Source organism: Streptomyces sp. NPDC060027 (assembly GCF_042737005.1).
Taxonomy (GTDB): domain Bacteria; phylum Actinomycetota; class Actinomycetes; order Streptomycetales; family Streptomycetaceae; genus Streptomyces.
The window spans coordinates 1-23,826 of record NZ_JBHWVI010000001.1; the positions used below are offsets into that span (position 1 = coordinate 1).

Consider the following 23,826-nt stretch of genomic DNA (forward strand, 5'->3'; position numbering starts at 1 on the left):
GGGGACGTCGATGTACAGGTCCATTACGCTGCGTGCGCCTCCGTGGCTGCCTGGCCGCCGTCTTCGACCTCGACCTCGTCGAAAACGTCCTGGTGCTCGTCGAGGAAGCGGCGGGCCGCGTCCAGGCCCCGGGCACGCAGGCCATCGGCGTCCTCCAGGACCAGCTGGGACAGATACTCGCCGACGCTCTGCCCGCGGTCCTTGGCCCTGGCCTTGGCAAGCTCCAGGACGTCTTCGTCGATCCTTGCGCCTACTTGTGTCCTCGCCATAGCAGCATGGTAACAGCCGTTACCACGGCTGCCGAGTGCTCGCTCCCCACCGTCTGCCGCACACCCGACGCCGGGCCCTGGGTGAGTTCGACGCAGGCGGCATCACCGCCTCGGCACAGGCGACACCCACCGACAATCGCGTCCATGCGGGTGGCGTATGAGACAGCGGCGAGCCCCCGGAGGCCTGACCGGCGTTGTGCAAAGCACCTGCTCACGATTACCAGAGAGGACGTCCCATGCGTCGAACCATGCTGTTGTCTGTCTGCGCACTCGTCGCCGCCGCGGCCACCGGATTCTTCACCACCAGCGCCATCCGCAATCGCTGATCCCCGGACGCCCTCCGCATTCGACACCGATGCAATCGGGCAGCCTCACGGGTGGGGCAGCCGCGCAAGCCGTCCCACCCGGGGCCGGGATCGAGTGTGGCGTGGCCTCTTTGGAGCGCCTCGGCTCAGGATGGCGCGCCCGCGTCGTAGGTCCCGTACCGAGGCAGCCCCGTCGGTTGGTACACCTGGGCCGTGACTCCGTTCGGTGTCGTCTCGCTGCTCAGCAGGCGCAGCCCCGTCGGGACGCCGTTGTCGGGGAACAGCCGCCGGCCGCTGCCCACGATCACCGGCGCGATCATCAGCCGTACCTCGTCGACGAGCCCGGCGGCCAGCAGCGACGCGCCGAGGCGGGCGCTGCCGTGGATCTGCAGCTCCCGTCCGGGCTGTCGCTTCACCTCGGCGACCTGAGCCGGCACGTCGCCGGAGAGGATCGTGGTCGGCTCCCAGCCGGCCTCGGTCGGACTCCTCGATGCCACGCACTTCGGCAGGCCGTTGAGTTTGCGGGCGACGGGATCGTCCGGGTCGTTCATCTCCGGCCAGTCGCGTGCGAAGTTGGCGTAGGTGCGGCGCCCGAACAGGAACGCGTCCGCGTCGCCGATCCAGCCCGTGACGATCCTCATGAACGCGTCGTCGATGTGCGGCACGAGCCAGCCTCCCCGCGCGAAGCCGTCGCCGGTGTCCTCCTCCGGGGACCCGGGGCCCTGTGCCACTCCGTCGAGCGACAGGAACTCCTGCAGAATCAGCTTCACCGTGCTCCGTCCTTCCTCGGCCCCCGACACGCCTGCGGCCCCTGCCTCATGGAGGCCGGGCGACCCCGACCTCCGGCACCCCTGGCCGCCTCGACGGACGCGCCGTCCGGTTCAGCCCTCCGCACCGGCGTCCGTGTCGGCCGACTTCCGCAACCGGATGACCATGGGGATCACGAACCAGAACAGAAGGTACAGCGATGCGACGCCCGCGACGATCCACGGCACGTATCCGTCGTCCCGGGTGGCCGTGCGCAGCACCAGGAGGAGGGAGGACGTCATGGTGACCAGCAGGAGGAACAGGCCGAGCATGGTCAACCGGGAGGCCCAGAGGACAGCCTGCGGTTTGATGCGCCGGCCGGACACGATCCGGTGGAACGACACGGGTGCGACCAGAGTCCCGATGGCCGTCGCCCCGAGGACGATCGTGACCATGTACAGGGTCTGGTCCGCCTGTGAGAGCTGCCGGTAGGCCGGCTGGAACACCACGGTCAACAGGAAGCCGAAGAGGATCTGCACGCCGGTCTGCGCGACGCGGATCTCCTGCAGCAGGTCACCCCACATCCGGTCGGCGCGCTCGTGAGGGGACTCATCGCGCCCATCTCCCCCTGTATTGCTCTGCATCGACGTCCCTTCTCCTGGCCGCGCGGTTCGCGGCACCACGCCCTCGTCTCGCGGTTCCGCCGACAGGGCCGATTCTCAGCGGTCCAGTGCGTTCTTCAGCTGCTGCTTGTTCATGGACGAGCGACCGTGGACGTTGCGCTTCTGCGCCTCTTCGTACAGCTGGTCCCTGGTGGGCCCTTGCGCGCCGGAATGCGAACGCTGACCACCTCGCTCCGAGGCCGACTTCGGATCGCGGAGGGATGCCTTGCTCGCGGTCTTCGACTCGCCCGCCCTGGCCCGCTCCTTGTTCACGGTGCGCGCCGCGATCTCCTTGGCCCGGCTCGTGGACTCTCCGCGCTCCTGCGCGCTCTTCTTGATGTGCTCGTACTGCCGCTCGCGCTTGCTGTTCGATCCTGCGGGCATGACGCGTCCCTTCCCTGGCGCGGCTCAACGTGGCTATTCGAGTACCCCGAAGCCCCGCAGGCTCACAGTTCCCGCGGAATTGCGTCCCCATGGTGGACTCGATCACCCCGCGGGTGATGAGCCGTACGGAACCCGCAACAGCTCTGCCTGGCCTCCCCGGTAGGCCCCATCTCCGCGAACCCGTAGGCCGCTCCGGCGAGCGTGGGCTACGCGTTTCCTCGGCCACCCGACCGAGGCCCCCCGCGACAAAACACCCAACGGGACCTGCCACGGTAAGGGCGTCCGATGCCTCCCCGTGCCCCTCAGGCCGCCGGGCAGGACCGGCCGGCGGGAGGCAGGCGATGCCCGGACACGGCCGGACGACGGAAGTCCCCGTGCCGTGAAGGCCGGGGACTTCCGTGCGCCTGTGACCGGCGCCCTGCGGCCGGAACCTCGAGTCAGCGCCGACCGCGTCGGCGTCGCTCCACGATGCCGCCGGCTCATCCCTTCCGGTGGCGCAGCGCCAGCCACACGAGGACCGCGGCGCCGGCGCCGACCAGGATCACCGTGCGGTTGTCCCGTGCCACCCGCGCACCGTGTGCCGCCTGCTGCCGCAGGGGTTCGGGGGCCTTCTCCTCCCACACGCCGCCGGCCTGCGCGGCCTTGTCCCGCACCTGGTCCGCGGCCAGGGCGGCCTTGTCCCGCACCTGGTCCGCGGCCTGGGATGCCTTGTCCTTGACGGGGTCGGGCACCTTGTCCTGGACCGAGTGCGCGGCCCGGACGGCCTTGGCCTTCAGCTCGCCCGCCTTGGCCGCGGCCTGCTCCGCGACTTCGGCCGTCTTCTCCTTCACCTCGGCGGTCCTCTCCTTGGCCCGGGCCTTGACGTCAGCCTTGTCTGCCAGCGCCTGCACCGTCTCCCCGAGCTCGGCGCGGGTCTGCTCGACCTGCTCACGCACCTCGGCCGGGGTCGGGGCGGTCTGTTCGTCGTCGAACGGTTTGCTCATCGGTGGGCACTCCTCTTGATCTCGGCCACATCGGCCTTCACGTTTTCGATCGCCTGCTCCGGCTTGGGGGGCGCCGCCCGGCCGACCTGCCTCTTCCCCCGCAGGGCCATGACCGCGGCGACGACGCCCAGCGCCACGGTGATGATCAGTGCCGCGGCCCACACGGGCAGCGATACGGCCAGTGCGGCGATCGCGGTGGCCACGAGGGCTTCCAGCATCAGGAAGCCGACCACCCCCGCGCCGCCGAACAGCCCACCGCTCCTCCCGTACCGCCTGCCCTTCTCCCTCATCTCCGCCTGTGCCAGACGGAGTTCGCCCCGCACCAGCTCGGTCAGCTGCTGCGAGGCCCGCTGCACCAGCTCACCCACCTGATCCGACCCCGCACCTCGTGTCCGCTCGCCGGATCCATCGGCCTGCGGCCGCACGCTCGACACGGCGATCACCTCCTGCCCGCTCTCGACTCGGGCCGGGACACGCGATGTGCTCCGGCAACCCGTGAGGAGGCGAGTACCCCGAACCGGGCCATCCAGGGCAGCTCCCGTCATTCCCGGTCCGCGAAGACACTGGTGTCCAAGCGGTCGAGGAGGTCGGCGGGGTCTCGGTACACCGCGTGGGCGCCGGCCGACTCCAGGTCCGACCGCGGGATTCCGCCGGACAGGACCGCTACGGGCAGCACCCCGTCCCGTACGGCGGCCTTCATGTCCCAGACGGTGTCGCCGACGAACACCGCTCGGTCGCTCTGTACGCCGGCGAGCTCCCGGGCCTGTTCGACGGGGTCGGGGGCGGGTTTGCCCTCGGCGACGTCGTCCGCGCTGGCCGCCCCGAGGATGACGTCGTCCGCGCCGATGGCACGGCGGAGCGCGGACAGTTCCGCGCCGGACGCCGAGGTCGCCAGGACGATCTCCCAGCCCCGGCCGGCCAGGGAGCGCAGGAGTTCGCCGGCCGCTTCCAGTGCCGGCAACCGGTCGAAGTACGTGGCGTAGAGGGCGTGGTGGGCCGCGGTGAACTGCTCGTCGTCCTCAGGATCGCGGTCCTTGCCGAGCAGGTGCTCGATCAGGTCGCCGCCGCTGAGGCCCACGGCCCGGTGGATCTCGCGCATGGGAACGCGGTGACCCCCCTGCCTGAAGGCTTCCCACCAGGTGACGACGTGCAGGTGATTGGTGTCGACGAGCGTTCCGTCGACATCGAAGATCGCAGCGCGTTTCGTGCTCATCGCAGGTGTCCTCGCAACTCTCACAGATCCCGCAGGGCGGGGAGCAGCTTGTGCTCAGCCCATTCCAGGTACGGCTCCTGGTGGTCGCCGCCGATCTGGATGAGCGCGACCTCGGTGAACCCCGCGTCGACGAAGGACCGGACGGCCTCGGCGACGGCGTCCACGTCATCGCCGCACGGGATGGACTCGGCCACGTCCTCGGGCCGTACGAACTGGGTGGCACCCGTGAATCCGTTGGGTCCGGGCAGTTCTGAGTTGACCGGCCAGCCGCCGCCGAACCAGCGGAACTGGTCGTGGGCACGGGCGATGGCCGCGTCGCGGTCCGTGTCGTAACAGATGGGCAGCTGACCGACCTTGGGCTTGTCCGCGCCGCCGTGGCGGTCGAATTCGGAGACCAGGTCGGGCTTCGGTTCCGTGGCGATCAGCAAGTCGGCGAGGTGGCCGGCGAGTTCGCACGAACGCCCACCGGAGGCGGCGACGCCTATCGGCGGGGGCGTGTCGGGCAGATCCCACAGTTCGGCGTTCTCGACGTCGAAGTGGACACCGTGGTGGTTGACGTTCCCGCCCGCGAAGAGCGAGCGGATGATCTCCACGGCCTCTTCCAGCATCTCCAGCCGGACGTGCGCGGCGGGCCATCCGCCGCCCACCACATGCTCGTTGAGGTTCTCGCCGGACCCGAGCCCCAGGCGGAAGCGCCCCTGGGAGAGGAGTTGCATGGTGGCCGCCTTCTGGGCGACGACCGCGGGGTGGTAGCGGGTCGTCGGGCACGTCACGTAGGTCATCAGGGGAATGCGCTCGGTGGCCTGCGCGGCGGCGCCGAGCACGCTCCACGCGTACGGGGCGTGTCCCTGGGAGTCCAGCCACGGGAAGTAGTGGTCGGAGGTGACGGAGAAGTCGAAGCCGGCGCGCTCGGCCCCGACCACATGACCGACGAGCTCACGCGGGCCGGCCTGCTCCGTCATCATCGTGTACCCGATCTGCACCATGTCGCTCTCCTCCTCGTGGCCGGACGCCACCCCGGGCGAGCCAGGGATCGCCTACGGGTCTGCGAACCGGAACCGAGCGGGCCGCACTGCGCGGCTTCTGTCTCATCTGGCTCACTGACGCTTCGCCCGAAGGTGCAGGTCGACCTCCTTCTCCTGGTCTCCCGACGCCGTGCCCTGTTCCTGAACGGCGAACGCGCCGCCCAGGGCTTCACGCACCCGGTCCACGGCGACATAGCCGCCCTGCAGCGTGGCGCTGACCGAACCCTCCAGCGGGGTCGCACCGGTCGGGATGCGCTCCTCGGTGGGCTCGAACTCCGAGGTCCACACGGGAGGGCGGTCGCCCGGCTGCTCGTGGGGCACGTCGTCGGAGGGCCGATCGATGGGGAACGCCGTACGCAGGACGCCGAAGACGGTGGCGACATCCTCCTTGGACGCTCCGCTGAGGGACACGGTGACCATCAGGCCACTCTCCTTTCCGCAGGTGTACGACGGTGTACTCCGGGTTCTCCGCGGAGGCCACGCTCGCCGCGCGGTTCCCCGAAGCGGTGCGGACGGTGCACGGTCTCGGCTGCCGCGTACGGGGCCGCACGGCAGCCCTGCCACGCCCCAGCCAGTCGCATCCGGTCGTCCGGCGGTGGACGGGTCACTCGCCGACCCATGTACACACACCCTCACCTGTCCTTTCGGGCGGCCGGGCTCCGGCAGCGCCGCGGGCGTCCTACCCAGCGTCTCCTGCCCGGGCCCCCGCGGCACGCGGGAATGCGTCAGGCGGACGCTTCGTCGGGCACGGGATGCTCCGGATGAGGACTACCGGACTTCGCGGCACCCTTCCGGCCGGTGCCGGCTTCGTCCGTGTCGGGAACCTCAGGATCCGGAATCTCCGGATCGGCCCGCTCGTCGAGCGTCGTCTGCGTCTCCGTGCCGACGACGTCCCACGGATCCTCATCGGCTGTGGCCTGCTGATCGGGCAGATCCCTCGGTATGGGCTTCGGCATCGGCTCCCCGCTGTTACCGGGGCCTTCCGGGCGGCGATCGTTCACGGCGCTCTCGCTTCCTCTCGCGGGACGTGGCGTGCCGCGCAAGTACCCCTCCGGCCGACGTTGATGCCGTCCATCGCCACCCCTCCCGGGGCCGGCTCCTCGACTAGAGGGAAACGACGGGACGGGCGGAGCGACCGGGGCGAAACCGGCCACGAAGATCGCGTGTAGGCGCCCTTCCGCAGGGCACCCGGAGCGCGAATTCGTACATATCGGTATTTCTCGGATAGGAGGACGGCGTGATCCTCACCTCCCGACGGTTCCGGGCGGCGATCCGCAGGTGCCGCCGCAGCCGCGCCTACCCCTGGTGCGACACCAGCCACCGCCGTCGGGCGAAGCGGGAGCCGACGTGAAGGGCCCCTCGCTCCCGGCGCCGCGGGGCGAGATCTCACGGTCTCTCGCCTCGACACTGCGGTACGGCACACCCCTGCCCGCGCTGCCCCACTCCTTGGAGGACACCGACCCCTACGGCGACGATCTCCAGATCGCTCTCTACACGCTGTACGAACTCCATTACCGCGGTTTCGCCGAGGTGAGCGACGAGCGCGAGTGGGACCCCGGACTGCTGGCCCTGCGACGACCGCTGGAACTGCGCTTCCTCAAGGCCCTTCGCGGCGACGTACCGACGGAAGCGGACGCCTCCCAGGCACTCGAAGCGCTCCCGCTGGAACCGGTCGGCCACGACGACACCAGTGTCAGTCACTACCTCCAGCGCGACGGCGAACTGTGGCAACTCCAGGAGTACGCCGCCCTGCGCTCGCTGTACCACCTCAAGGAGGCCGATCCGCACGCCTGGGCCATCCCGCGCCTGCACGGCCGGGCCAAGGCCGCCATGGTGGCGGTCGAGTTCGACGAGTTCGGCGCCGGCCACGAGGAAGACATCCACGCCCGTCTCTTCGCGGACCTGATGGCGGATCTCGGGTTGCGCACGGACTACGGCCATTACGTCGACGCGGCCCCCGCAGAGGCGGTCGCCACCGTCAATCTCATGTCCCTGCTGGGCCTGCACCGCGCCCTCCGGGGCGCTCTGGTGGGACACTTCGCCGCCGTGGAAGTGACCTCAGCCCCAGGGTCCAGGCGACTGGCCGCGGCCCTGCGCAGAGTCGGGGCGGGCAAGGCCGCGCAGCGCTTCTACGACGAGCATGCCGAGGCCGACGCCGTCCACGAACAGGTCGTACGTCGTGACGTCATCGGCGGCCTGCTGGACGACGAACCCGAACTCGAACCCGACGTCGCCTTCGGCGTGCGGGTCACCGGCCTTCTCGAAGACCGGCTGGCGGCCCACCTGTTGTCGGCGTGGAAGCGCCGACGCAGCGCTCTGCGCGTTCCCCTCGCCTCGGTCGACCGACCTGGGTCCGCGTATGTGGACAATCAGGCCCCGCTCGGAACGAACTCCTGAAGCGGTGGTCAGCGACCGTGCGAGACAGCACCGAAGCAGAGCGACCACGACGACCGACGCTGACAGCCGTCGAGTCGCCGGTAGCGGCGTCCGTCGATGATGTGGCGCGGGTGGGTGCTCAGTCCGTGGCGATCAGCAGGGGCTCCCCGCCGTCCCGCCAGCCGATGCTCACCGTCCCGTCGGCCGTGTCGAGGACGTCGAGTCTCCCGAAGTAGCCGGATTCGTCCGGCGCGGTCATGGACGGCAGCCGCAGGGTGTGGAGCGGGCGCCCGGTGTCGGCGTCAAGGACGAGCAGGTCGGCGTGTACCCGGCGACCTGTGTCTGCGTCGGTGAGGAAGGGCTGGCGTACGACGTATGCCCGGCCGTCGGCGATCTCGGGGAGCCCGTACTCCTGACCGGCCGGCGCCCGCAACTTCCAGGTGCGGTGTCCGTCTCGGGCGTCGTACGCGCGCAGGAGGGTGTCGTGGTACTCGGAGCCCTCCTGCGCCTCGTGCGGGTCGGTGCCGGCCAGTACGGTGCCGCTGCCCCCGGCGACCGTCCCACCCGTCCAGGGGGAGAGTGGCGTGTGGAGAGATCCCCTGACGGTTCATGTCGAGCAACTGGATGGTCCGCCAGCGGTCCAGGTCCGGAGCGACGACGGTGTGCCCGTCACCCCAGACCGTCAGTTTGGGGTCCACGGTGCGCCGGCGCCACAGGACCTTGCCCGTACGGTTGTCGACACCGAGCAGAAGGTGGTACTCGTCCCGGTCGGGATCCGTCACGTTGCACAACACGTGGACGGCGCTCAGACGGTCCGGCAGGGCGTGCACGGAAAAGCGGGCCATCTGCATGTCCGCACGGCTCGGAACACGCCTGCCCGGGCCCCCCGTCAGCTCCACCCCTGGCTCTCCCAGCAGATTCATCCGTCGCGCCACGACTGCCCCCCACAGGCCCCTGCCTCCCGTCACGGTGACGCGGCGGCTCACGGATCTTCACCCGCGTACAGAAGTCAGGCAAGTAGGGCCGCCGTTGAAACCCGTCGACCGCGCGAACGCGTGATCAAGATCGCTCAGGCATCGTCTCGCCCATGGGGACTCCACCGACCGCGTGGCTTGCCGAGAGCTCCGGCGTTCCGGGAACTCCCGCTCGTTGTGACTGTGGTGGGCCCGGTGCTGTGCACACGAGGGACCACTTCGGACACGATGCGCCCGGAGCCGGGCGCAGGGGTGGGAGGCGTGGTTGTGGGAGATCTTGTCGCCAGTGCACGGTCGAGATCCGGGGACGACGATACGGGCGACGGAATGACGGGCGAGGGCCGGAAGAGAACGCGCTCTTTCTGGAAGGAGATGCCGATCCTCCTCGGCATCGCGTTGCTGCTCGCGTTGGTCATCAAGACGTTCTTCGTGCAGGCATTCTCGATCCCGTCCGACTCGATGCAGAACACGCTGCAGGCCGGCGACCGCGTGCTGGTCGACAAGCTGACGCCGTGGTTCGGATCCAAGCCGCAGCGCGGAGAGGTCGTCGTCTTCCGCGACCCGGGCGGCTGGCTCCCTGGGAAGGCCGAGGAGCCGAACGCGGCGCAGAAGGTCCTCAGCTTCGTCGGCCTGATGCCGTCGGCGGACGAGAGGGACCTGATCAAGCGGGTGATCGCGGTTGGCGGCGACACCGTGGAATGCTCGGGGAGCGGCCCTGTGAAGGTCAACGGGAAGGCCATGGACGAACCGTTCATCTATCCCGGCAACACCCCCTGCGGTGACAAACCATTCGGCCCGATCAAGGTGCCGAAAGGGAAGATCTGGGTGATGGGCGACCACCGCCAGGAGTCTTCGGATTCCCGGTACCACCAGGACCTGCCCGGCGGTGGCACCGTCGACGAGGACCAAGTCATCGGCCGCGCCTTCGTCGTCGCATGGCCGGTCAACCGGTGGGCGACGCTACCGGTGTCGCGGTAGCGAGCCACGTCGGCAGGGACTTCTCGGGCCTGGGTCAACGGCGGCGACTGACGGCCGGAGGAGGAGCGCCAGCCTCGTCCGCGTCACCTACGTGTATCCGGTCGTACGCGCTGGGGCGGGGCGACGAAGTCGCGGGCACGATCGTGCGCCGCGAGGTCGTGATGGGTTGGGACCCGGCGAAGGTCGTCGAGTAGCCCGTACGCCCTATTGCAGAGCGTGGACGGCGGCGGTGAACACCGGGGGCATCCGGGATGCGGCGGGGACGATCAGGCGTGCCGTGCCGGGACGGCGGCCGGCGGCCAGCAGAGCCCTGGTCAGCAGCCGGTGACGCCGTGTCAGCAGCGCCCACGCCCGCTCGTACTCCCCCGCGCGTCCGGTCGTGACGCAGCGCACGGCGGCCTCCGCCGTCGCCAGCCCGAGAGCGATCCCCTCTCCGGTGAGGGCGTCCACGTAGCCCGCCGCGTCGCCGACGAGCAGGACGCGTCCGGCGACTCGGCGCCGTACGCGCTGCAGCAGCGGCCCGGCGCCCCGCACCTCCGTCGCGGCGGTCCCGCGCAGCGCCGCGGTGAGGGCCGGGAAGTCGGCCAGATGCCGGTCGTATCCGCGACGCATGCGGCTGAGGACCGCGACTCCCACCAGGTCGTCGGCGACCGGTGTCACGTAGGCCTCGCCGTGCCCCGACCAGTGGACCTCCACGAAGTCCGTCCACGGCTCCACCCGGTAGTGCCGACGCAGTCCGTAGCGCCGGTGCGCGCCGCTCGGCAGCTCCAGTCCCAGGCCGCGGCGGACACCGGAGTGCAGGCCGTCGGCGGCGATCAGCCAACGCGCCGTGAGACCGGCCGCGGTGACGGTGTCCGCGGTCTGACGCACCTCCCCCACCTTGCCGGGCACGATCCGCACGCCGAGGCCGAGAGCGCGCTCGTGCAGTGCCTGGTGCAGCGTCGTACGGCGGATGCCCAGCCCTCTGTGACCGCGGAAGGGCGCTTCGGCGTGGACAGCGCCGTCGACGTAGCGGATACCGCGCAGTTCCCTGCCGGTGACCTCGACCCCCAGCGCCCGCAGCCCGGCGACGCCGCTGGGCATGACTCCCTCTCCGCAGGCCTTGTCCACGGGCGCGGTCCGCGGTTCGACGACCACGGCCTCGTGGCCGGCCAGCGCGCAGTGAATGGCGGCTGCCAGACCGGCCGGTCCGCCGCCGGCCACCAGGACGTCGATCACGCCGGAGCGGATGTGAGCGAGGCGGGAACGGCGGCCAGCGCCCGGTTCTCGCACCGGATGCGCACGGCCAGCACGGCGGCGTTGGCCAGCGTGAAGACGATCGCCGTGACCCAGGCGGTGTGCACCAGCGGCAGCGCCACACCTTCGGCGACGACCGCCACGTAGTTCGGGTGCCGCAGCACGCGGTAGGGACCGCGGGCCACGAGGGGCAGGCCGGGCACGACGATCACCCGGGTGTTCCAGCGAGATCCCAGGGTGACGATGCACCACCAGCGCAGCGCCTGGGCGCCTGCCAGTACGGCCACCATCGGCCAGGCCAGGGCCGGGACGAAGGGCCGGTCGGCGAGCCACACCTCGACCGGGCAGCCGACCAGCAGGCCAGCGTGCAGCGCGACCATCGCCGGGTAGTGGCCCTGGCCCGCCTCGACCGCCCCGCGAGCAAGGCTCCACCGCTCGTTGCGGCGGGCGACGAAGAGTTCGCCGACGCGCTCGGCGGCGACGGCGGCCACCAGCAGTCCGTACCAGATCATGTGTGCGTGTCCCACCGTTCCATGTCGTGCGCCGGCGCCTACCAGCGCAGCAGCACCAGCTCGCAGGCGAAGCCCGGCCCCATCGCCAGGAGAAGACCCGGGGTACCGGTGGGCGGGCGGCGGGTGGCCAGGGTGTCACGCAGCACATGCAGCACGGACGACGACGAGAGGTTGCCCACGTCAGCCAGATGACGCCAGGTCAGATCCAGGGCCTCGGCGGGCAGTTCGAGGGATTCGGTGACGGCGTCCAGGACCTTGGGCCCTCCGGGGTGGCACACCCACGCGGTCACGTCCTTCGGCTTCAGGCCGTGGTCACCCAGGAACCCTTGGACGTCGTCGGCGAGGTATCGGCGCACCACGTCGGGGATCTCCGGATCCAGTACGACCTGGAAGCCCGAGTTCTTGATGTCCCAGCCCATGATGCGGCCGGTGTCCGGATACAGCCGGCTGCGCGTGTCCACGATCGTGGGCCCGACGGCTTCGCCCGTGCGGCGCGCGCCACAGGCCACCACCGCGGCGGCGCCGTCACCGAACAGACCGGTGGCGACCAGATTGGCCAAGGAGGCGTCGTCGCGCTGAAACGTGAGCGAGCACAACTCGACCGACAGCAGCACCGCCACCTGGTCGGGCCGGCCGAGCAGGTAGTCGTGCATCCGGGACAGGCCGGCGGCACCCCCGGCGCATCCCAGGCCGAACAGCGGCAGTCTCTTGACGTCCGACCGCAGTCCCAGGCGGCCCGCCAGCCGGGCGTCGATGGAGGGTGTGGCGATGCCCGTGACGGAGGTGAAGATGAGCAGGTCCACGTCCGCCGCGGACAGACCGGCCGTGCGCACTGCTTCGCGAACTGCCCTGGCCCCCATGTCGGTGGCGGCCGTGATGAAGACGTCGTTGGCGGCACCGAACCCGTCCAGTGCCTCGTACTGTTCGAGTGGCAGCGTCATGTGACGCGTGCCGACCTTCGCGCTGCGGTGCAGCCGGTCGAGCACACGGCGGTCGGAGCCCTCGGGCAGACAGGTGCGGGCCACCATGTCCGTGATCTCGGGCTGGGTGTGGCGGTGCGGCGCGAGGGCACCGTGAACGGCGGCGATCCGCGTCATAGGGCTCCCGTCCGAACGCCGACTGGGGTGGGCTGCTCAGCAGGCCTTCCCCGGACCGGCGCTCAGCCACCAGGGATCGCCCGTCCGGCCCTTCGTCCCGTGGCGCGCTCCAGCCGGGTGGACCACACCTCCTACCATCGCCGGGTGGGTACTCCCGAGCACTCGACGACCGGTGGCACGGCAGGGAACTGGACCGTCGGGGTGGGTGGTCTGGGGCGAGCGTGCCACCCCGGGCCCGTAGTGGCCGTCACCACGCTGACGGCGGCGCTGGTCGTGATGGCCGGCCAGGGCACCAGGGGGTGCGTCCTGACCATCGCCGCCGTTGTGACGGGTCAGTTGTCGGTCGGCTGGTGCAACGACGCCTTCGACGCGCGGCGGGACATCGCAACGGGACGCCGGGGGAAACCCGTCGTCGACGGCGCCATCGGAGTGACGCGCCTCTGGGCTGCCGCGTACGTCGCACTGACCCTGTGCGTGCCGCTTTCGCTCTGCTGTGGCCTCTGGGCCGGTGGCGTTCACCTGTCCGCGGTCGCGGCGGCATGGGCGTACAACCTCCGCCTCAAGGCCACCCGTTGGTCCTGGGCACCCTACGCACTGGCGTTCGCCGCGCTCCCGGCGTTCGTGGCTCTCGGACTGCCGGGGCATCCCTGGCCGGCCTGGTGGGTCGTCGGCGCCGGGGCGCTGCTGGGAGTCGGAGCACACCTGGGCGACGTCCTGCCGGACATCCACGGGGATCTCGCGACGGGCGTACGGGGGTGGCCGCAGCGACTGGGGGCAGAGCGGGCGCGGCAGTTGCTTCCGGTGCCGCTGGTGATCGCGTCCGCGCTCCTGGCGTTGGGGCCCGCGGGACCACCTGGTCCGCGCGACGGGGTGGCACTGGCCGTGGTCGGCCTCGTCGCGGTGACGGGGGCGGTGTTGGGACGGCGTTGGGAGCGGGCGGCGTTCGCGACGGCGGTCGTGGTGGCAGCGGTGGACGTGGCGCTGCTGCTTACCGGCGTCGGGGTCGGGGTAGGGCCGCCCTGAGGGAGCGGGCCGCCGTTGAGTCCAGGCTCGCGGAGACCCACCTCCCCCGCCCCCCGGTCGGCCCGTATGAGGCGAGCGAGGAACTACTCCCCGGCGCTCGCGGAGGTGCCTAGGCTGAGCTGGGACTCCAGCTGGCTGCGAACGTCGGTGGGCAGCTCACCGGTTCGCGCCCAGTCGACGATCAGTTCGGCCACATGGCGCAGCTTGATGTTGGTGTTCTGCGAGATGCCCCGCAGCGCGTCCCAGCCCTGGTCCGGAGTCAGTTGGCCCACGGCCAGGATGACACCGATGGCCTGGTCGACGACGGCATGCGACCGGACCGCCTGTTTGAGCTGAAGATTCTCGTCCTCCAGACGCGTCACGGCGTCGGCCGAGGTTTCAGAGGGCACGGCTAGCTGCTGGGTCGTGTCCCATTCGGACGTCAACGTCGCCTCCGGGGTCGGGGAGTCCGGCGCATTTCATCTCGTGTCATGTTCGTGAAGCTCGACGTCGTCACGGCTGCCGCGAGAGCCGGTCCGGCGCAGGTCCGTTCATTCGCCCGCGCCCCGCGCCGAAGTCGTCGCCGTACTTCTGTCACCGTTCGCGGCTGCCTCGTCCTCGTCCGCGTGGGAGGCACCGTGCTCGGCGTCATGTCGGGCCAGCAGGGCGAGGAGGTCCGCCACCGACGGCCCGGAGTCCGCCGGATGCCGGAGGAAGGTCCCCTCTTCGATCCGGTACTCGTTGGAGCGCCCTTGCCGGGTGTGCGTGAGGTACCCACCCTCCTCCAGATCAGAAATGATCTTCTGGACTGCCCGTTCGGTGAGCCGGCAGCGCGCCGCGATGTCACGGATTCGCGTGGTGCGGTCCTCGGCGATCGCCGCCAGCACACGGGCATGGTTGGTCAGGAACGTCCAGCCGGAATGTGACTCGGGTACTCCCTGCATGCCATCAGGATAGCCACAACATTCCTGTATGCGAAATGGTGAATTCTGCTTCCTGTGTCTGCTCCCGTATCCGGGACGGGGGCTGGGCCGGTGGGCGAGCCGGTCGTCGGGAGCGGCGCACGGACCTCCGCCGTCCGCCGCGGTCGGCCACGTCGCACGGAGGCCGATTCCCGCGCTCCCCGGAGACGGAGAAGCGCCGCACCCCTGACCCGGCGGCGGCTACCTGAGCTCGGCGTCGGTGTAGTAGCCGCCCCCGACCAGCACTTCCTTGTAGTTGGTCCTGTCGACGCTCGTCGGCTGCAACAGGTAGGCGGGCACGACCTTGGAGCCGTTGTCGTAGGTGCCGTTGTCGTTCAGGGTCGGCTCCCTGTCGTTGAGCACGTCGTCGGCCATGCGTGCCGTCACCTCGGCGAGCTGGCGGAGATCTTTGTAGACGGTCTGCGTCTGTTGACCCGCGATGATCGACTTGACCGAGGCCAGTTCCGCGTCCTGGCCGGTGACGACCGGGAGGGGCTTCGCGCCGGAGCCGTAGCCGTCCGCTTTCAGGGCCCCCAGGACGCCCCTGGAGATGCCGTCGTACGGCGACAGAACGGCGTCGACCTTCTCGATCCCGTACGACGTGGCGAGGATGCCCTTCATACGCTTGCGCGCGGCGGCCCCGTCCCAGCGCAGCGTGGTGACCTTGTTCAGCCCGGTCTGGCCGGACCGGACGATCAACTGCTTCTTGTCCAGGTACGGCTGGAGGAGTTGCATCGCACCGTCGAAGAAGTACTTGGTGTTGTTGTCGTCCTTGGAGCCGGCGAACAGTTCGATGGTGAAGGGGCCCTTGCCGTCCTCCAGGCCGAGTTCGTCGATGATGGAGCGGGCCTGGAGCCGGCCGACCTGCTCATTGTCGAAGGAGGCGTAGTAGTCGACGTTCTCGGTGCCGAGGATGAGCCGGTCATAGGAGATCACGGGTATCCGCGCGTCGGCGGCCTGCTGGAGCACCTTGCCCAGCGACCTGTTGTCGATGGCCGCGACGACCAGCACATCGACCCCCCGCACGACCAGGTCCTGGATCTGCGCGACCTGCCGCTCCGGGTCGTCGTCTCCGTAGACCAGCCGGGTCTTGTACCCCTTGCCCTTCAGGTCCTCGACGACGTTGTTGCCGTCCGTGATCCAGCGTTCGGAGGCCCGGGTCGGCATGGCGATCCCGACCGTACCCCCCTTCTCGGGGCGCGCCGCGCCGCTCTGCCCACAAGCGGTTAAGGCGAGGGAGACGGAAGCGGCACCGGCTAAGGCGGCGAGGGCGGCTCTACGGTTGCGCATGTGATCGTTCCTTGTTCTTCTCGTCGTTGAGAAAAATGACGGGATATCGGGTGCCGACGGAGAAGCGGTGAGGCGGCCCGGGCCGGCCGGCGACAGGCCGTGAGCCGATCGGCCTCACCGCGACCACGGACAGGCCCCGCAGAGGGGTGCCGTGCACCTCGGTCCAGAAACACTCCGGACAGCCCGAACCCCAGGCGGAGCAGTACGTGCGCCGGATCAGCTCAGCGACCTCACGGATCCGCACCGTCCGCCGAGATCGTCGGGGATCTTGGTGCATGTCTCGATGAGGGAGAACCGCCCTTGGGCCGTGGGCGGGATGACGCTCGGTCAGGTCACCGGCCCATCACCCCTCGGGTGGCACTCAGGATGGTCGGTGTCTCACAGATCGCCGATCAGTTCACCGGCACGCACTCGAACATGTATCAGATCGCGCCGTTGGGATCCTGCCCGCGCGCTTCAACTCCGTTGCTACGCAGGGCAGTTGCCTTCCGGCTGTTCGAGATTTCGTCACACGTTCGCAGTGTTGGCGTGACCCTAGGAGGCCGAGTGAAGGGTGTCAACCGGAGTGACAGGTGACGGTTCCGGAACGCGATCGAATGCGATGGGCTCGCCATCGACCAGGCGGAGCACGTGAGCGTCGGAGGTCGCGGCGGGACATGCCCCGACGCAGAAGACCCGCACCATATGGTGCGGGTCTTCCTCAGCGAGGCCGTCCGACGGGACCGGTGATCACAGCGTCTGGCAGGGCCCGGCCTTCAGCCGGTCACTTCCATCGTCGGACCCCGGTCACCATCGGCACGCACCATGGACGAGCGTGCCGACACGGGCCGTTCAGCGGCGGCCGTGACCACGGTCGTCGCCGTGACCCCGGTTGTCGCCGTGACCCCGGTTGTCGCCGTGACCCCGGTTGTCGCCGTGACCCCGGTTGTCGTCACGGTCGTGGTGCCGACCCCAGGAGACGCTGTCGACGAAGCGGCCGTGGTCGTTCTTGAGCGTGGCGGTGTCGGAACGGTTGTCCCACACCTCGTTGCGGCGGTCCTGGAAGAGGTCCCTGTTGGTGTCACGGCCGTAGCCCGTGTGGACACGGACGGTGGAGCGGCCGGCCAGACGGTAGTGGCGGAAGGTGTAACGGTTGCCGTCCCTGTCCGACAGCGTCCAGCCGCTCAGGTTCACCGCGCGGCGCGTCGAGTTGGTGATTTCCACCCACTCCGCGTTCAGAGAACGGCTGGAGCGGTCGTCAAAGCCCGGCGCGTCGCTCTGAACCCTGCTGATGGCGACGTGCGTGCGCTCGTGGCGCGGCTCCGCGGCGGAGGCCGACACGGCGGCCGAGCCGACCAGCGTGCCGGCCGCGAGGGCCGCGGCCACCAGACGGCGGACCGTGACAGACGTGGAAACGGACATGAATGCTCCTCAAGGTTCGAGAGCCGGACACCCCGCAACAGCACCCCCCTGCGGGGAACTGCACGGTGCGACCCTGTGCGAGTCCCGGCCCGGTGGCCGAGGACTCATAAGTTCCTCCTCGCCCCGGCCCGATACGAGCGACACCCGCCCCCTGTTACCAATTACGAACATGTCGGTTACAGACACCTGTATCCGGCCTTTAACTGCCGAAAGCTGAAGAGTGATGAGCTGACATCCTCAACTCCCGTACTCCTACAGGATCATGACTATATGCGGGCATCTCATATATCCCCGCACCTCACATGGCCGTCACCCGAAAGTGAGTAACACCATTCCGGCCCGATTCGGGCATATGGCGAGGTCGGGACGGACGGGTCACCGTGCGGAACCCCATCGCGAGGAGAGTCCGCGGCCGAGGACGCCTGCCAGGCGGGACGCGCCGGACGGGTGATCAGCGCCTGCCCGAACGGGGCCAGTGGTCACGGCGCTACGCATCCCGGCGAGGATCCCGGCCGGGCGGATACCTGCCGCAGCGCGCCGCTGCGGGCCACGGAATCGACGCGGGGCTGCTCGGCACTGCAAAAGGGGGGCATCGACCCGGCCGTCACGACGGCCACGGATCGGAAGAACTCGCACGCCTCACGACGACCCGTCACAAGGGTGGTCGAGCGTGGAGGAGAGTCAGCGGCGCTGTGGCCGACCGGACCTCGGCGCCGGTGGCGCCGGAAAGCGGTGTGTGGAACCGGCCTCGCGGCCGAGGGGTGGCACATTGCCGCTGTGCCGGTATACGGCTCGGCCGCCCGTCGGGGAGATCGGCGGAGCCTTCATGATCTGCCGCGGTGCACGGTGCCTCGAACGCGTGCGTGCTGCGCGAGGCACCGTGCCGGCGTAATGCCGAGATCAGGCGGGGGTGATGTTCTCCGCCTGCGGGCCCTTCTGACCCTGAGTGATGTCGAAGGTCACCGCCTGGCCTTCCTGGAGCTCACGGAAGCCACTGGCGTTGATGTTGGAGTAGTGCGCGAAGACGTCCGGGCCGCCCCCGTCCTGCGCGATGAAACCGAAACCCTTTTCGGCGTTGAACCACTTGACAGTTCCGCTGGCCATGCCAGTGCCTCTCACTCGATGACGGATCCGCACCGCGCGGACCCGGAGGTAGTCGTCCTGGTCCTCGGGCACTGCACAGCAAAACGCCCGCACCACGGCGCGGGCAGGTACTGCGAACCACGACATCTGCCAGCGACGTTACACGGCGAGAGCGCCTCTCACCAGAGAGCAAGGGCCGTCAGGTGGAGCGGCACTGCCCACACATGCATGGTGTGGCGATGTGAACTGCGCACTCGCTCTCGGTCGCCGAACACCATCGGCCCGCGGGCCATCGACGGCTCACCGTCCCGGACCGCCTTCCAAGGTGGCATCAAACGGGACCAAGGAGGCAACCATGCCGCGCCCGGACCTCGCCGAGAGGGCCCTGAGCAGCACCGTTGCGCACATTCCAGCCGTCGAATCGGGCGCCGTCGCGTACGGCCGGTCCCCCTTCGGCCGGATCACCACCCGGCACACTGTGACCAACCCCTCCAGGAAAGCGCTCTCGCCCTCCGGCTTCGCGGCGGCGGGGACGCGCGATCAATTCCCTTGCACACAGGGGCATTCCACTCTCTCGTGGACCGGAGGTGGCATTTCGGACCCTCGCCGAGGCTCACCATCGACGGCGGGCACATCACTCCTCGCTCTTGAGCGCCTTCGCCTCACCCTTGAAGATCCGGCGCAGAGGGTCATGCGACTCGCGTCGTCTCCAGGACGGCGAGGGGTGGCGTCCTGCCGTGCCGATGGCGTTCCGCCCAGCGGACGGCGAGGGGGCCCACCAGCCCCGTGAGCGCGAACAGTGCTCCGACGACATACCAGCCGGGGCGGCCCCAGGTGATGCAGAGCGCGATGAGCAGACCTGGTCCGACGGCCTCGGCCAGTCCGGCGCCCAGGCCGAAGACGCCGAGGTACTGGCCGGTGGCGTGCGGTGGGGCGAGGGCGAAGGACACCTCGAAGCCGGCGGCGGAGTGCCACAGTTCGCCGATCGTGTGGATCACCACCGCGGTGATGAGCAGAGTCGCGGCAGCCCATGCCGGCACCCCCGCGGACAGCGAGATCATCGAGCACGAGACGAGGAAGGCCACGCCCGCTCGACGGTAGGCGTGTCCGCCGGCGACAGGCGAGGTGACGCTGCGACTGGCCCGCACCTGGAACACGACGACGATGACCGTCCCCGTGATCATGGTGCCGGAGATGAGCCAGTGGGGAGCGGCTGTCGCACCCACCAGCCAGAGCGGGATGGCCACGGTGAGCACCTTGAACTGGATGGCCATGACACCGTCGACGGCGGTGAGCAGCAGGTAAGGGCGGTCGCGCAGTGCGGTCCGTCGAGGACCACCGGCGGCGGGTACGGGCGCGACGGGCGGGAGAAGGGCCAGGAGCGCCGCGGAGACGAGGAAGGCGATCGCGTTGCCGATGAGCATGATTTGGTAGGCGGTGAGGGTGCCCACCTGGACGACCCATCCCGCTCCCAGGGCGCCGAGGGAGATGCCGACGTTGGTCACCGCGCGGAGATAGGCCCGGAACTCCTGGGGCCGGTCCCCTCCGTAGTGCCTGATGAGCGGGCTGCGGGCTGCCGTTCCGGCCGCTTTGGCCCCGGTCGCCGAGCAGACGGCGAGCACGAACGGCCAGAAGCTGTGGGCCAGCACGAAGGCGGCCGTGGTCAGTGCCTGGACCACGAGGGAGGTCCGGGGCCGCGCCTCCCGACGCGTCGCCCGGGATGCCTGCCACATCCGACAAGGTCCCGAGATGCCCGGCACCCCGTACGATGCGCATGAGGCACCGGCCACCCCGTGTGACAAACGGTCACAGAGGCTTCGACGCGGGCTCTGTTGCCGGTCGCCCACTGACCGTACGCTGACAAGTCACAGAACTTCAGGCGTGATTGACCGGGGGAACCGTCATGTCCTGGGATCAACAGGGTGCTCGCGACGACTTCGTCGTACCGCCGATGCCGACCGCACCGCCGCCCGCTCCCGCCAACCCGTGGCGGGCCGTCGCGGTGGCCTTGCTCAACCTCTCCGGGCTCGGGCTCGGTTACGCCGTCGTGCGCCGCTGGGGGCTGATGGCCGTCTGCTGGGTCGCGACGGCGATCCTGCTTCTGGTGGCTCTGCCCGCGGACCCGGACGGGGTGCCCGGCTCGACGGTCGTCCTCTACCTGATCTTCCTCGTACTCGCGGCCGCACACGGCGCGTCCGTGGGTCTGCGGACCCGGCTGGCGTTGCTGCCGAGCGCTTTGATCGCGGGCGCCCTCGGCGTCGTCCTGCTGGCCGTGCCCGCCGGAGGCGTCGTCCTGTACGACGGGGCGCGCGACGAAGCCACGGAACAGATGCTCCTGGACCGGCTCGAGCGGGCGGACAAGCTGGTCGAGAAGTCCGGGAAGCAGTCGTTCGACACGGTGAAGAACGACTACCGGCGTGCGCTGGCCGCCTACAGCGCCCTCAGCGACGACCACCCGGATTCACGCGCGGCCCAGCGGGTGCCCGACCGGCTCAAGACCTACTACGCCACCGTCGGCGCCCCCTACACGCAGAAGAACTACTGCACCGCCGTGACGCCCTTGAAGTACCTCCGCACGGTTCCGCGCACCATGAGCAAGAAGGACCTCGGAAACCTGTCCACCTGGCCCGACGACCGGCTGGCCACGTCGCTCTACGAATGCGCGGCGGCGTCGCTCAGCGGCGGAAACGGGGACTGGACCGCGCAGTTCGGCGAACTCCTGTCGACCTTCCCCAAGTCCGAACAGGCCGGCAAGGTGGAGCCCGCCGTGAAGACCGCGGTCGACAAGGCGGTCAGGTCCGTGGGCGGCAAGGACCCCTGCGCGGCCGTCCAGCAGCTCGAGAGCCTCGGTTCCCAGGTCCGCGGCCTGCCCGGGGAGCAGGCCGGGCTGGCGGACGCCCTCGGCAAGGACGCCGACAGGGCCTCGCAGAGCGCGAGTTCGGGGACGTACGCCTGCGGTGTGGACCAGTACAGGGACGGGAGCTTCAGCGAGGCCGTCACCACCATGAACGACTTCGCCAAGAAGAACCCGCACCACAAGAACCGGGCGCGCGCCCAGAAGATAGCCATCGCCGCCGAGGTCGCGCAGACGGTGCCCGCGGCCGGCAAGCGCCTGCCGACCACGGCGTCGGGCGGCAGCATCTCCGTCACGGTCAAGAACGACAGCCCCGACGACATCACGGTGCTGTTCACGGGACCGGTGACCGGAAGCTTCACCCTCAAGGCCTGCGGCAGCTGCTCCTCGTACTCGCTCGGCAGCACACTGGGGCTCGGCTTCAAGCCGTGCGCCAGCGGCAAGAGCTACCCGCAGCGGACCATCCGGCTGCCCGTCGGCACCACCTACTTCGTGCACAAGTCCAAGACCGGACTCGGGAAGTCGCCGGCCTCGGACACCGCCAAGCTCCGGCCCGGCTACGTCTACACCGAGTGCGCGTACACGACGAGTCTGGGCTACTGACGCGACGGCCGGATGACCCGCGCCGGACCCGGCGCCTGCCGGAGCCGAGCAGCACGAGGACGGTTGACCCGACACGCCCGCCACCGTCACCCTCGGACGCCTCATGGATCTGGATCGGGCTGCGTGCAGGTACACGCGGCCCGATCCATCAAGCATGCGCCTGCGCATCCGCTGTCAGGTCGGCGAAGTCGGCGAGCATGTGCGGCGTGTGCGGGTCCAGGCCGGTGAAGAGCCTGAACGAGTGGGCGGCCTGGTGCACCAGCATGCCGCCGCCGTGCAGGACCCGGGAGCCTCGCCCACGGCCGTACTCCAGGAGGGGGGTCTGCAGGGGACGGTAGTTGAGGTCGGCCAGCCAGAGGCGGGCATGCAACATCGCTGCTGGCAGCGGCAGTTGCCTGTCGTGGACGCTCCCGACAGGCGAGGCGTTGACGAGTCCGTGCGCGGCGCTCAGCACCCCGCCCAAGGCTTCGTAGGTGCAGGGCCGGGCCCGCTCCGGCCCGGCCTGTTCATTGAGCGCCTTGGCCAGGGCGGTGGCGCGGTCCTGAAGGGGGTCGACGATATGGAGCTGCCGCGTCCCTCGGTCGAGCAGGGCGTGGGACACGGCCGCGCCCGCGCCGCCCGCCCCGAGCAGCACCACCTCCTCGATACTCACGTCGGGAAGTCCGCGGGCGAGCGCTTCGGAGAATCCGCTGACGTCGGTGTTGTGGCCGACGGCCCGCCCGTCCGGCGTGAAGACGACCGTGTTGACGGCTCCGACCCGCGCGGCCGTCGGAGCCAGTCCGTCGAGATGCGGCACGACCGACTGCTTGAAGGGATGGGTGACGTTCAGGCCGGAGAAGCCGCAGTCGCGGCAGGCACGAAGCAGTTCGTGCAGGTCGTACTCCGCCAACGGTCCGGAGCCGGCGTCGAGCAGCCGGTAGAGGTAACGGACGCCGTGCCGGTCGGCTTCGGACTCGTGGAGTGCAGGGCTCAGCGAGTGGCCGATCGGCGATCCGATGAGCCCGACGAGGTACGAGTACTGGGTCACGACGACTCCAGGCGAGTAATGTACGAACTAGTTCGTTATCCATATCAGGACCGGTGCGCTGCGGGAAGTACCAGGACGGCCTGAGCCCGGCTCCCTGGGTACCGGGCACGTTCTGCCGGACCAAGTGGGGGAGTTCAGATGGTCGCGACCACGCCGCCGACCGAGCGCCGTTCGCATGACGCCGCACGCACGCGGGGAGAGATCCTCGATGCCGCCACCGCCGAGTTCGCCGACCGCGGGTTCACCGGTGCGCGGACGGAGGAGATCGCCGCCCGGACGCGTACGAGCAAGCGGATGATCTACTACTACTACTTCGGCAGCAAGGCCGGCCTGTTCACGGCCGTGCTGGAAGAGGCCTACCGAAGGATCCGGCAGGTCGAGGAGATCGGGATCCGGACGGCGAGGACGCGGTGGCGACCATGCGGCGGCTGGCTGAACTGACCTTCGACCACCACGAGGCGCATGCCGAGTTCATTCGTCTGGTGAGCGTCGCGAACATTCACCGCGGCCGCCACCTGGCCGCGTCGCGCGAACTGGCCGCACTGGGCGCACCGGCCCTCGCCGTGATCGAGCGCATACTGCGCCGGGGACGTGACAGCGGGCAGATCACCGCCGAGGTGGACGCGGTCGGAATGCACGCGCTGATCAGTTCGTTCTGTGTCTTCCGTGTCGCCAACCGGCATACGTTCGCGGTGCTGTTCGGCGCCGATCTGCTCGACGCGAACGACCGCGGCCGTTACCGCGCCATGCTCGGAGACATGGTCGTCGGGTATCTGACGGGTGCTGCCGCTCCTGCCGACCGGACGGTCCCGGACGCCGGTGCGGTGCCCCTCCTGCCCACGG

Annotated in this window: 25 protein-coding genes and 2 pseudogenes; 6 read left to right on the forward strand and 21 right to left on the reverse strand. The window is 69.8% G+C overall.

The features are described from left to right. Positions 1-23: 23 nt before the first annotated feature. The 10 genes from ACFWBT_RS00005 to ACFWBT_RS00050 all read right to left on the reverse strand — a co-directional run bounded on the left by ACFWBT_RS00005 (position 24) and on the right by ACFWBT_RS00050 (position 6,589). Positions 24-269 (reverse strand): hypothetical protein, encoded by a 246-nt coding sequence (locus ACFWBT_RS00005; protein WP_385693797.1) that lies wholly within the window; start codon positions 267-269, stop codon positions 24-26. Positions 270-720: 451 nt separating this feature from the next. Further along, positions 721-1,344 (reverse strand): dihydrofolate reductase family protein, encoded by a 624-nt coding sequence (locus ACFWBT_RS00010; RefSeq protein ID WP_385693799.1) that lies wholly within the window; start codon positions 1,342-1,344, stop codon positions 721-723. Between the two features lie 111 nt (positions 1,345-1,455). Then, on the reverse strand, positions 1,456-1,965 hold the full coding sequence (locus tag ACFWBT_RS00015) for a DUF6328 family protein (RefSeq protein WP_385693801.1): 510 nt from the start codon (positions 1,963-1,965) through the stop codon (positions 1,456-1,458). Positions 1,966-2,040: 75 nt separating this feature from the next. Continuing rightward, positions 2,041-2,367: a plasmid stabilization protein gene (locus ACFWBT_RS00020; RefSeq protein WP_385693803.1), complete on the reverse strand. Its 327-nt coding sequence runs from the start codon at positions 2,365-2,367 to the stop codon at positions 2,041-2,043. 479 nt (positions 2,368-2,846) lie between these two features. Next, on the reverse strand, positions 2,847-3,350 hold the full coding sequence (locus ACFWBT_RS00025; protein ID WP_385693805.1) for a DUF3618 domain-containing protein: 504 nt from the start codon (positions 3,348-3,350) through the stop codon (positions 2,847-2,849). After that, complete coding sequence (locus ACFWBT_RS00030) at positions 3,347-3,718, reverse strand: phage holin family protein (RefSeq protein WP_385693807.1); 372 nt, start codon at positions 3,716-3,718, stop codon at positions 3,347-3,349. Before ACFWBT_RS00030 ends, ACFWBT_RS00025 begins: the two co-directional genes overlap by 4 nt. 173 nt (positions 3,719-3,891) lie before the next feature. Then, positions 3,892-4,563, reverse strand: a complete 672-nt coding sequence (locus ACFWBT_RS00035) for an HAD family hydrolase (protein WP_385693809.1) — start codon at positions 4,561-4,563, stop codon at positions 3,892-3,894. Between the two features lie 20 nt (positions 4,564-4,583). Then, positions 4,584-5,549: an LLM class F420-dependent oxidoreductase gene (locus tag ACFWBT_RS00040; protein ID WP_385693811.1), complete on the reverse strand. Its 966-nt coding sequence runs from the start codon at positions 5,547-5,549 to the stop codon at positions 4,584-4,586. A 111-nt stretch (positions 5,550-5,660) separates the two neighbouring features. Continuing rightward, entirely contained in the window at positions 5,661-6,008 is a 348-nt protein-coding gene (locus ACFWBT_RS00045) for a hypothetical protein (protein WP_385693812.1), read from the reverse strand. Positions 6,009-6,313: 305 nt separating this feature from the next. After that, positions 6,314-6,589: a hypothetical protein gene (locus ACFWBT_RS00050; RefSeq protein ID WP_385693814.1), complete on the reverse strand. Its 276-nt coding sequence runs from the start codon at positions 6,587-6,589 to the stop codon at positions 6,314-6,316. 236 nt (positions 6,590-6,825) lie between these two features. Between ACFWBT_RS00050 and ACFWBT_RS00055 the strand changes: the two genes are divergently transcribed. Together ACFWBT_RS00055 and ACFWBT_RS00060 are read left to right on the forward strand one after the other, a co-directional pair. After that, the gene (locus tag ACFWBT_RS00055; RefSeq protein ID WP_385693815.1) at positions 6,826-6,939 is read left to right on the forward strand and encodes a CDGSH iron-sulfur domain-containing protein; all 114 of its coding nucleotides are present in this window, start codon (positions 6,826-6,828) and stop codon (positions 6,937-6,939) included. Then, positions 6,936-7,985: an iron-containing redox enzyme family protein gene (locus ACFWBT_RS00060; RefSeq protein WP_385693817.1), complete on the forward strand. Its 1,050-nt coding sequence runs from the start codon at positions 6,936-6,938 to the stop codon at positions 7,983-7,985. The genes ACFWBT_RS00055 and ACFWBT_RS00060 overlap by 4 nt, the downstream gene beginning before the upstream one ends. Before the next feature lie 118 nt (positions 7,986-8,103). On the opposite strand, the gene ACFWBT_RS00065 is transcribed toward ACFWBT_RS00060, so the two are convergent. Beyond that, a complete protein-coding gene (locus ACFWBT_RS00065) occupies positions 8,104-8,397 on the reverse strand; it encodes a hypothetical protein (RefSeq protein WP_385693819.1) in 294 nt (97 codons plus the stop codon). Positions 8,398-9,166: 769 nt separating this feature from the next. Here ACFWBT_RS00065 and lepB point away from each other — a divergent pair. Then, positions 9,167-9,907: pseudogene (gene lepB / locus ACFWBT_RS00070) on the forward strand (signal peptidase I); the annotation flags it as partial. A gap of 213 nt (positions 9,908-10,120) precedes the next feature. On the opposite strand, the gene ACFWBT_RS00075 reads toward lepB, so the two are convergent. The 3 genes from ACFWBT_RS00075 to ACFWBT_RS00085 are packed head-to-tail and all read right to left on the reverse strand — an operon-like array spanning position 10,121 to position 12,761. Then, positions 10,121-11,134: an NAD(P)/FAD-dependent oxidoreductase gene (locus tag ACFWBT_RS00075; protein ID WP_385693821.1), complete on the reverse strand. Its 1,014-nt coding sequence runs from the start codon at positions 11,132-11,134 to the stop codon at positions 10,121-10,123. Beyond that, positions 11,131-11,664: an isoprenylcysteine carboxyl methyltransferase family protein gene (locus ACFWBT_RS00080; protein WP_385694072.1), complete on the reverse strand. Its 534-nt coding sequence runs from the start codon at positions 11,662-11,664 to the stop codon at positions 11,131-11,133. The genes ACFWBT_RS00075 and ACFWBT_RS00080 overlap by 4 nt, the downstream gene beginning before the upstream one ends. A 38-nt stretch (positions 11,665-11,702) precedes the next feature. Beyond that, positions 11,703-12,761 (reverse strand): type III polyketide synthase, encoded by a 1,059-nt coding sequence (locus ACFWBT_RS00085; protein WP_385693823.1) that lies wholly within the window; start codon positions 12,759-12,761, stop codon positions 11,703-11,705. Positions 12,762-12,905: 144 nt separating this feature from the next. On the opposite strand from ACFWBT_RS00085, the gene ACFWBT_RS00090 reads away from it, so the two are divergent. After that, complete coding sequence (locus tag ACFWBT_RS00090; RefSeq protein ID WP_385693825.1) at positions 12,906-13,784, forward strand: UbiA family prenyltransferase; 879 nt, start codon at positions 12,906-12,908, stop codon at positions 13,782-13,784. Between the two features lie 83 nt (positions 13,785-13,867). Here the strand turns inward: ACFWBT_RS00090 and ACFWBT_RS00095 are convergent, their stop codons facing one another. The 6 genes from ACFWBT_RS00095 to ACFWBT_RS00120 all read right to left on the reverse strand — a co-directional run bounded on the left by ACFWBT_RS00095 (position 13,868) and on the right by ACFWBT_RS00120 (position 20,178). After that, positions 13,868-14,173 (reverse strand): ANTAR domain-containing protein, encoded by a 306-nt coding sequence (locus ACFWBT_RS00095; protein WP_385693827.1) that lies wholly within the window; start codon positions 14,171-14,173, stop codon positions 13,868-13,870. A gap of 141 nt (positions 14,174-14,314) precedes the next feature. Next, a complete protein-coding gene (locus ACFWBT_RS00100; RefSeq protein WP_385693829.1) occupies positions 14,315-14,707 on the reverse strand; it encodes a helix-turn-helix transcriptional regulator in 393 nt (130 codons plus the stop codon). 219 nt (positions 14,708-14,926) lie between these two features. After that, positions 14,927-16,015: a multiple monosaccharide ABC transporter substrate-binding protein gene (gene chvE / locus ACFWBT_RS00105; RefSeq protein ID WP_385693831.1), complete on the reverse strand. Its 1,089-nt coding sequence runs from the start codon at positions 16,013-16,015 to the stop codon at positions 14,927-14,929. Positions 16,016-16,846: 831 nt separating this feature from the next. After that, on the reverse strand, positions 16,847-17,416 hold the full coding sequence (locus ACFWBT_RS00110) for a lamin tail domain-containing protein (protein ID WP_385693833.1): 570 nt from the start codon (positions 17,414-17,416) through the stop codon (positions 16,847-16,849). Positions 17,417-18,316: 900 nt separating this feature from the next. Further along, positions 18,317-18,520, reverse strand: a complete 204-nt coding sequence (locus tag ACFWBT_RS00115; protein WP_037751662.1) for a cold-shock protein — start codon at positions 18,518-18,520, stop codon at positions 18,317-18,319. 668 nt (positions 18,521-19,188) lie between these two features. Continuing rightward, positions 19,189-20,178 (reverse strand): MFS transporter, encoded by a 990-nt coding sequence (locus ACFWBT_RS00120; RefSeq protein WP_385693835.1) that lies wholly within the window; start codon positions 20,176-20,178, stop codon positions 19,189-19,191. A 224-nt stretch (positions 20,179-20,402) separates the two neighbouring features. On the opposite strand from ACFWBT_RS00120, the gene ACFWBT_RS00125 reads away from it, so the two are divergent. Next, positions 20,403-21,956 carry a hypothetical protein gene (locus ACFWBT_RS00125; protein ID WP_385693837.1) on the forward strand — a complete coding sequence of 518 codons (1,554 nt, stop codon included), beginning with the start codon at positions 20,403-20,405 and terminating at the stop codon, positions 21,954-21,956. A gap of 148 nt (positions 21,957-22,104) precedes the next feature. Here the strand turns inward: ACFWBT_RS00125 and ACFWBT_RS00130 are convergent, their stop codons facing one another. Next, positions 22,105-22,983: a shikimate dehydrogenase gene (locus ACFWBT_RS00130; protein ID WP_385693839.1), complete on the reverse strand. Its 879-nt coding sequence runs from the start codon at positions 22,981-22,983 to the stop codon at positions 22,105-22,107. 138 nt (positions 22,984-23,121) lie between these two features. On the opposite strand from ACFWBT_RS00130, the pseudogene ACFWBT_RS00135 reads away from it, so the two are divergent. Then, positions 23,122-23,774 (forward strand): annotated as a pseudogene (locus tag ACFWBT_RS00135) (TetR/AcrR family transcriptional regulator); the annotation flags it as partial. Between the last annotated feature and the right edge of the window lie 52 nt (positions 23,775-23,826).

Coding starts and splice junctions, on each gene's coding strand:
- ACFWBT_RS00085 (WP_385693823.1), bottom strand. CDS start 12,761: ATGACGCGGATCGCCGCCGTTCACGGTGCCCTCGCGCCGCACCGCCAC.
- ACFWBT_RS00005 (WP_385693797.1), bottom strand. CDS start 269: ATGGCGAGGACACAAGTAGGCGCAAGGATCGACGAAGACGTCCTGGAG.
- ACFWBT_RS00125 (WP_385693837.1), top strand. CDS start 20,403: ATGTCCTGGGATCAACAGGGTGCTCGCGACGACTTCGTCGTACCGCCG.
- ACFWBT_RS00040 (WP_385693811.1), bottom strand. CDS start 5,549: ATGGTGCAGATCGGGTACACGATGATGACGGAGCAGGCCGGCCCGCGT.
- ACFWBT_RS00100 (WP_385693829.1), bottom strand. CDS start 14,707: ATGCAGGGAGTACCCGAGTCACATTCCGGCTGGACGTTCCTGACCAAC.
- ACFWBT_RS00020 (WP_385693803.1), bottom strand. CDS start 2,367: ATGCCCGCAGGATCGAACAGCAAGCGCGAGCGGCAGTACGAGCACATC.
- chvE (WP_385693831.1), bottom strand. CDS start 16,015: ATGCGCAACCGTAGAGCCGCCCTCGCCGCCTTAGCCGGTGCCGCTTCC.
- ACFWBT_RS00080 (WP_385694072.1), bottom strand. CDS start 11,664: ATGATCTGGTACGGACTGCTGGTGGCCGCCGTCGCCGCCGAGCGCGTC.
- ACFWBT_RS00115 (WP_037751662.1), bottom strand. CDS start 18,520: ATGGCCAGCGGAACTGTCAAGTGGTTCAACGCCGAAAAGGGTTTCGGT.
- ACFWBT_RS00025 (WP_385693805.1), bottom strand. CDS start 3,350: ATGAGCAAACCGTTCGACGACGAACAGACCGCCCCGACCCCGGCCGAG.
- ACFWBT_RS00110 (WP_385693833.1), bottom strand. CDS start 17,416: ATGTCCGTTTCCACGTCTGTCACGGTCCGCCGTCTGGTGGCCGCGGCC.
- ACFWBT_RS00015 (WP_385693801.1), bottom strand. CDS start 1,965: ATGCAGAGCAATACAGGGGGAGATGGGCGCGATGAGTCCCCTCACGAG.
- ACFWBT_RS00035 (WP_385693809.1), bottom strand. CDS start 4,563: ATGAGCACGAAACGCGCTGCGATCTTCGATGTCGACGGAACGCTCGTC.
- ACFWBT_RS00045 (WP_385693812.1), bottom strand. CDS start 6,008: ATGGTCACCGTGTCCCTCAGCGGAGCGTCCAAGGAGGATGTCGCCACC.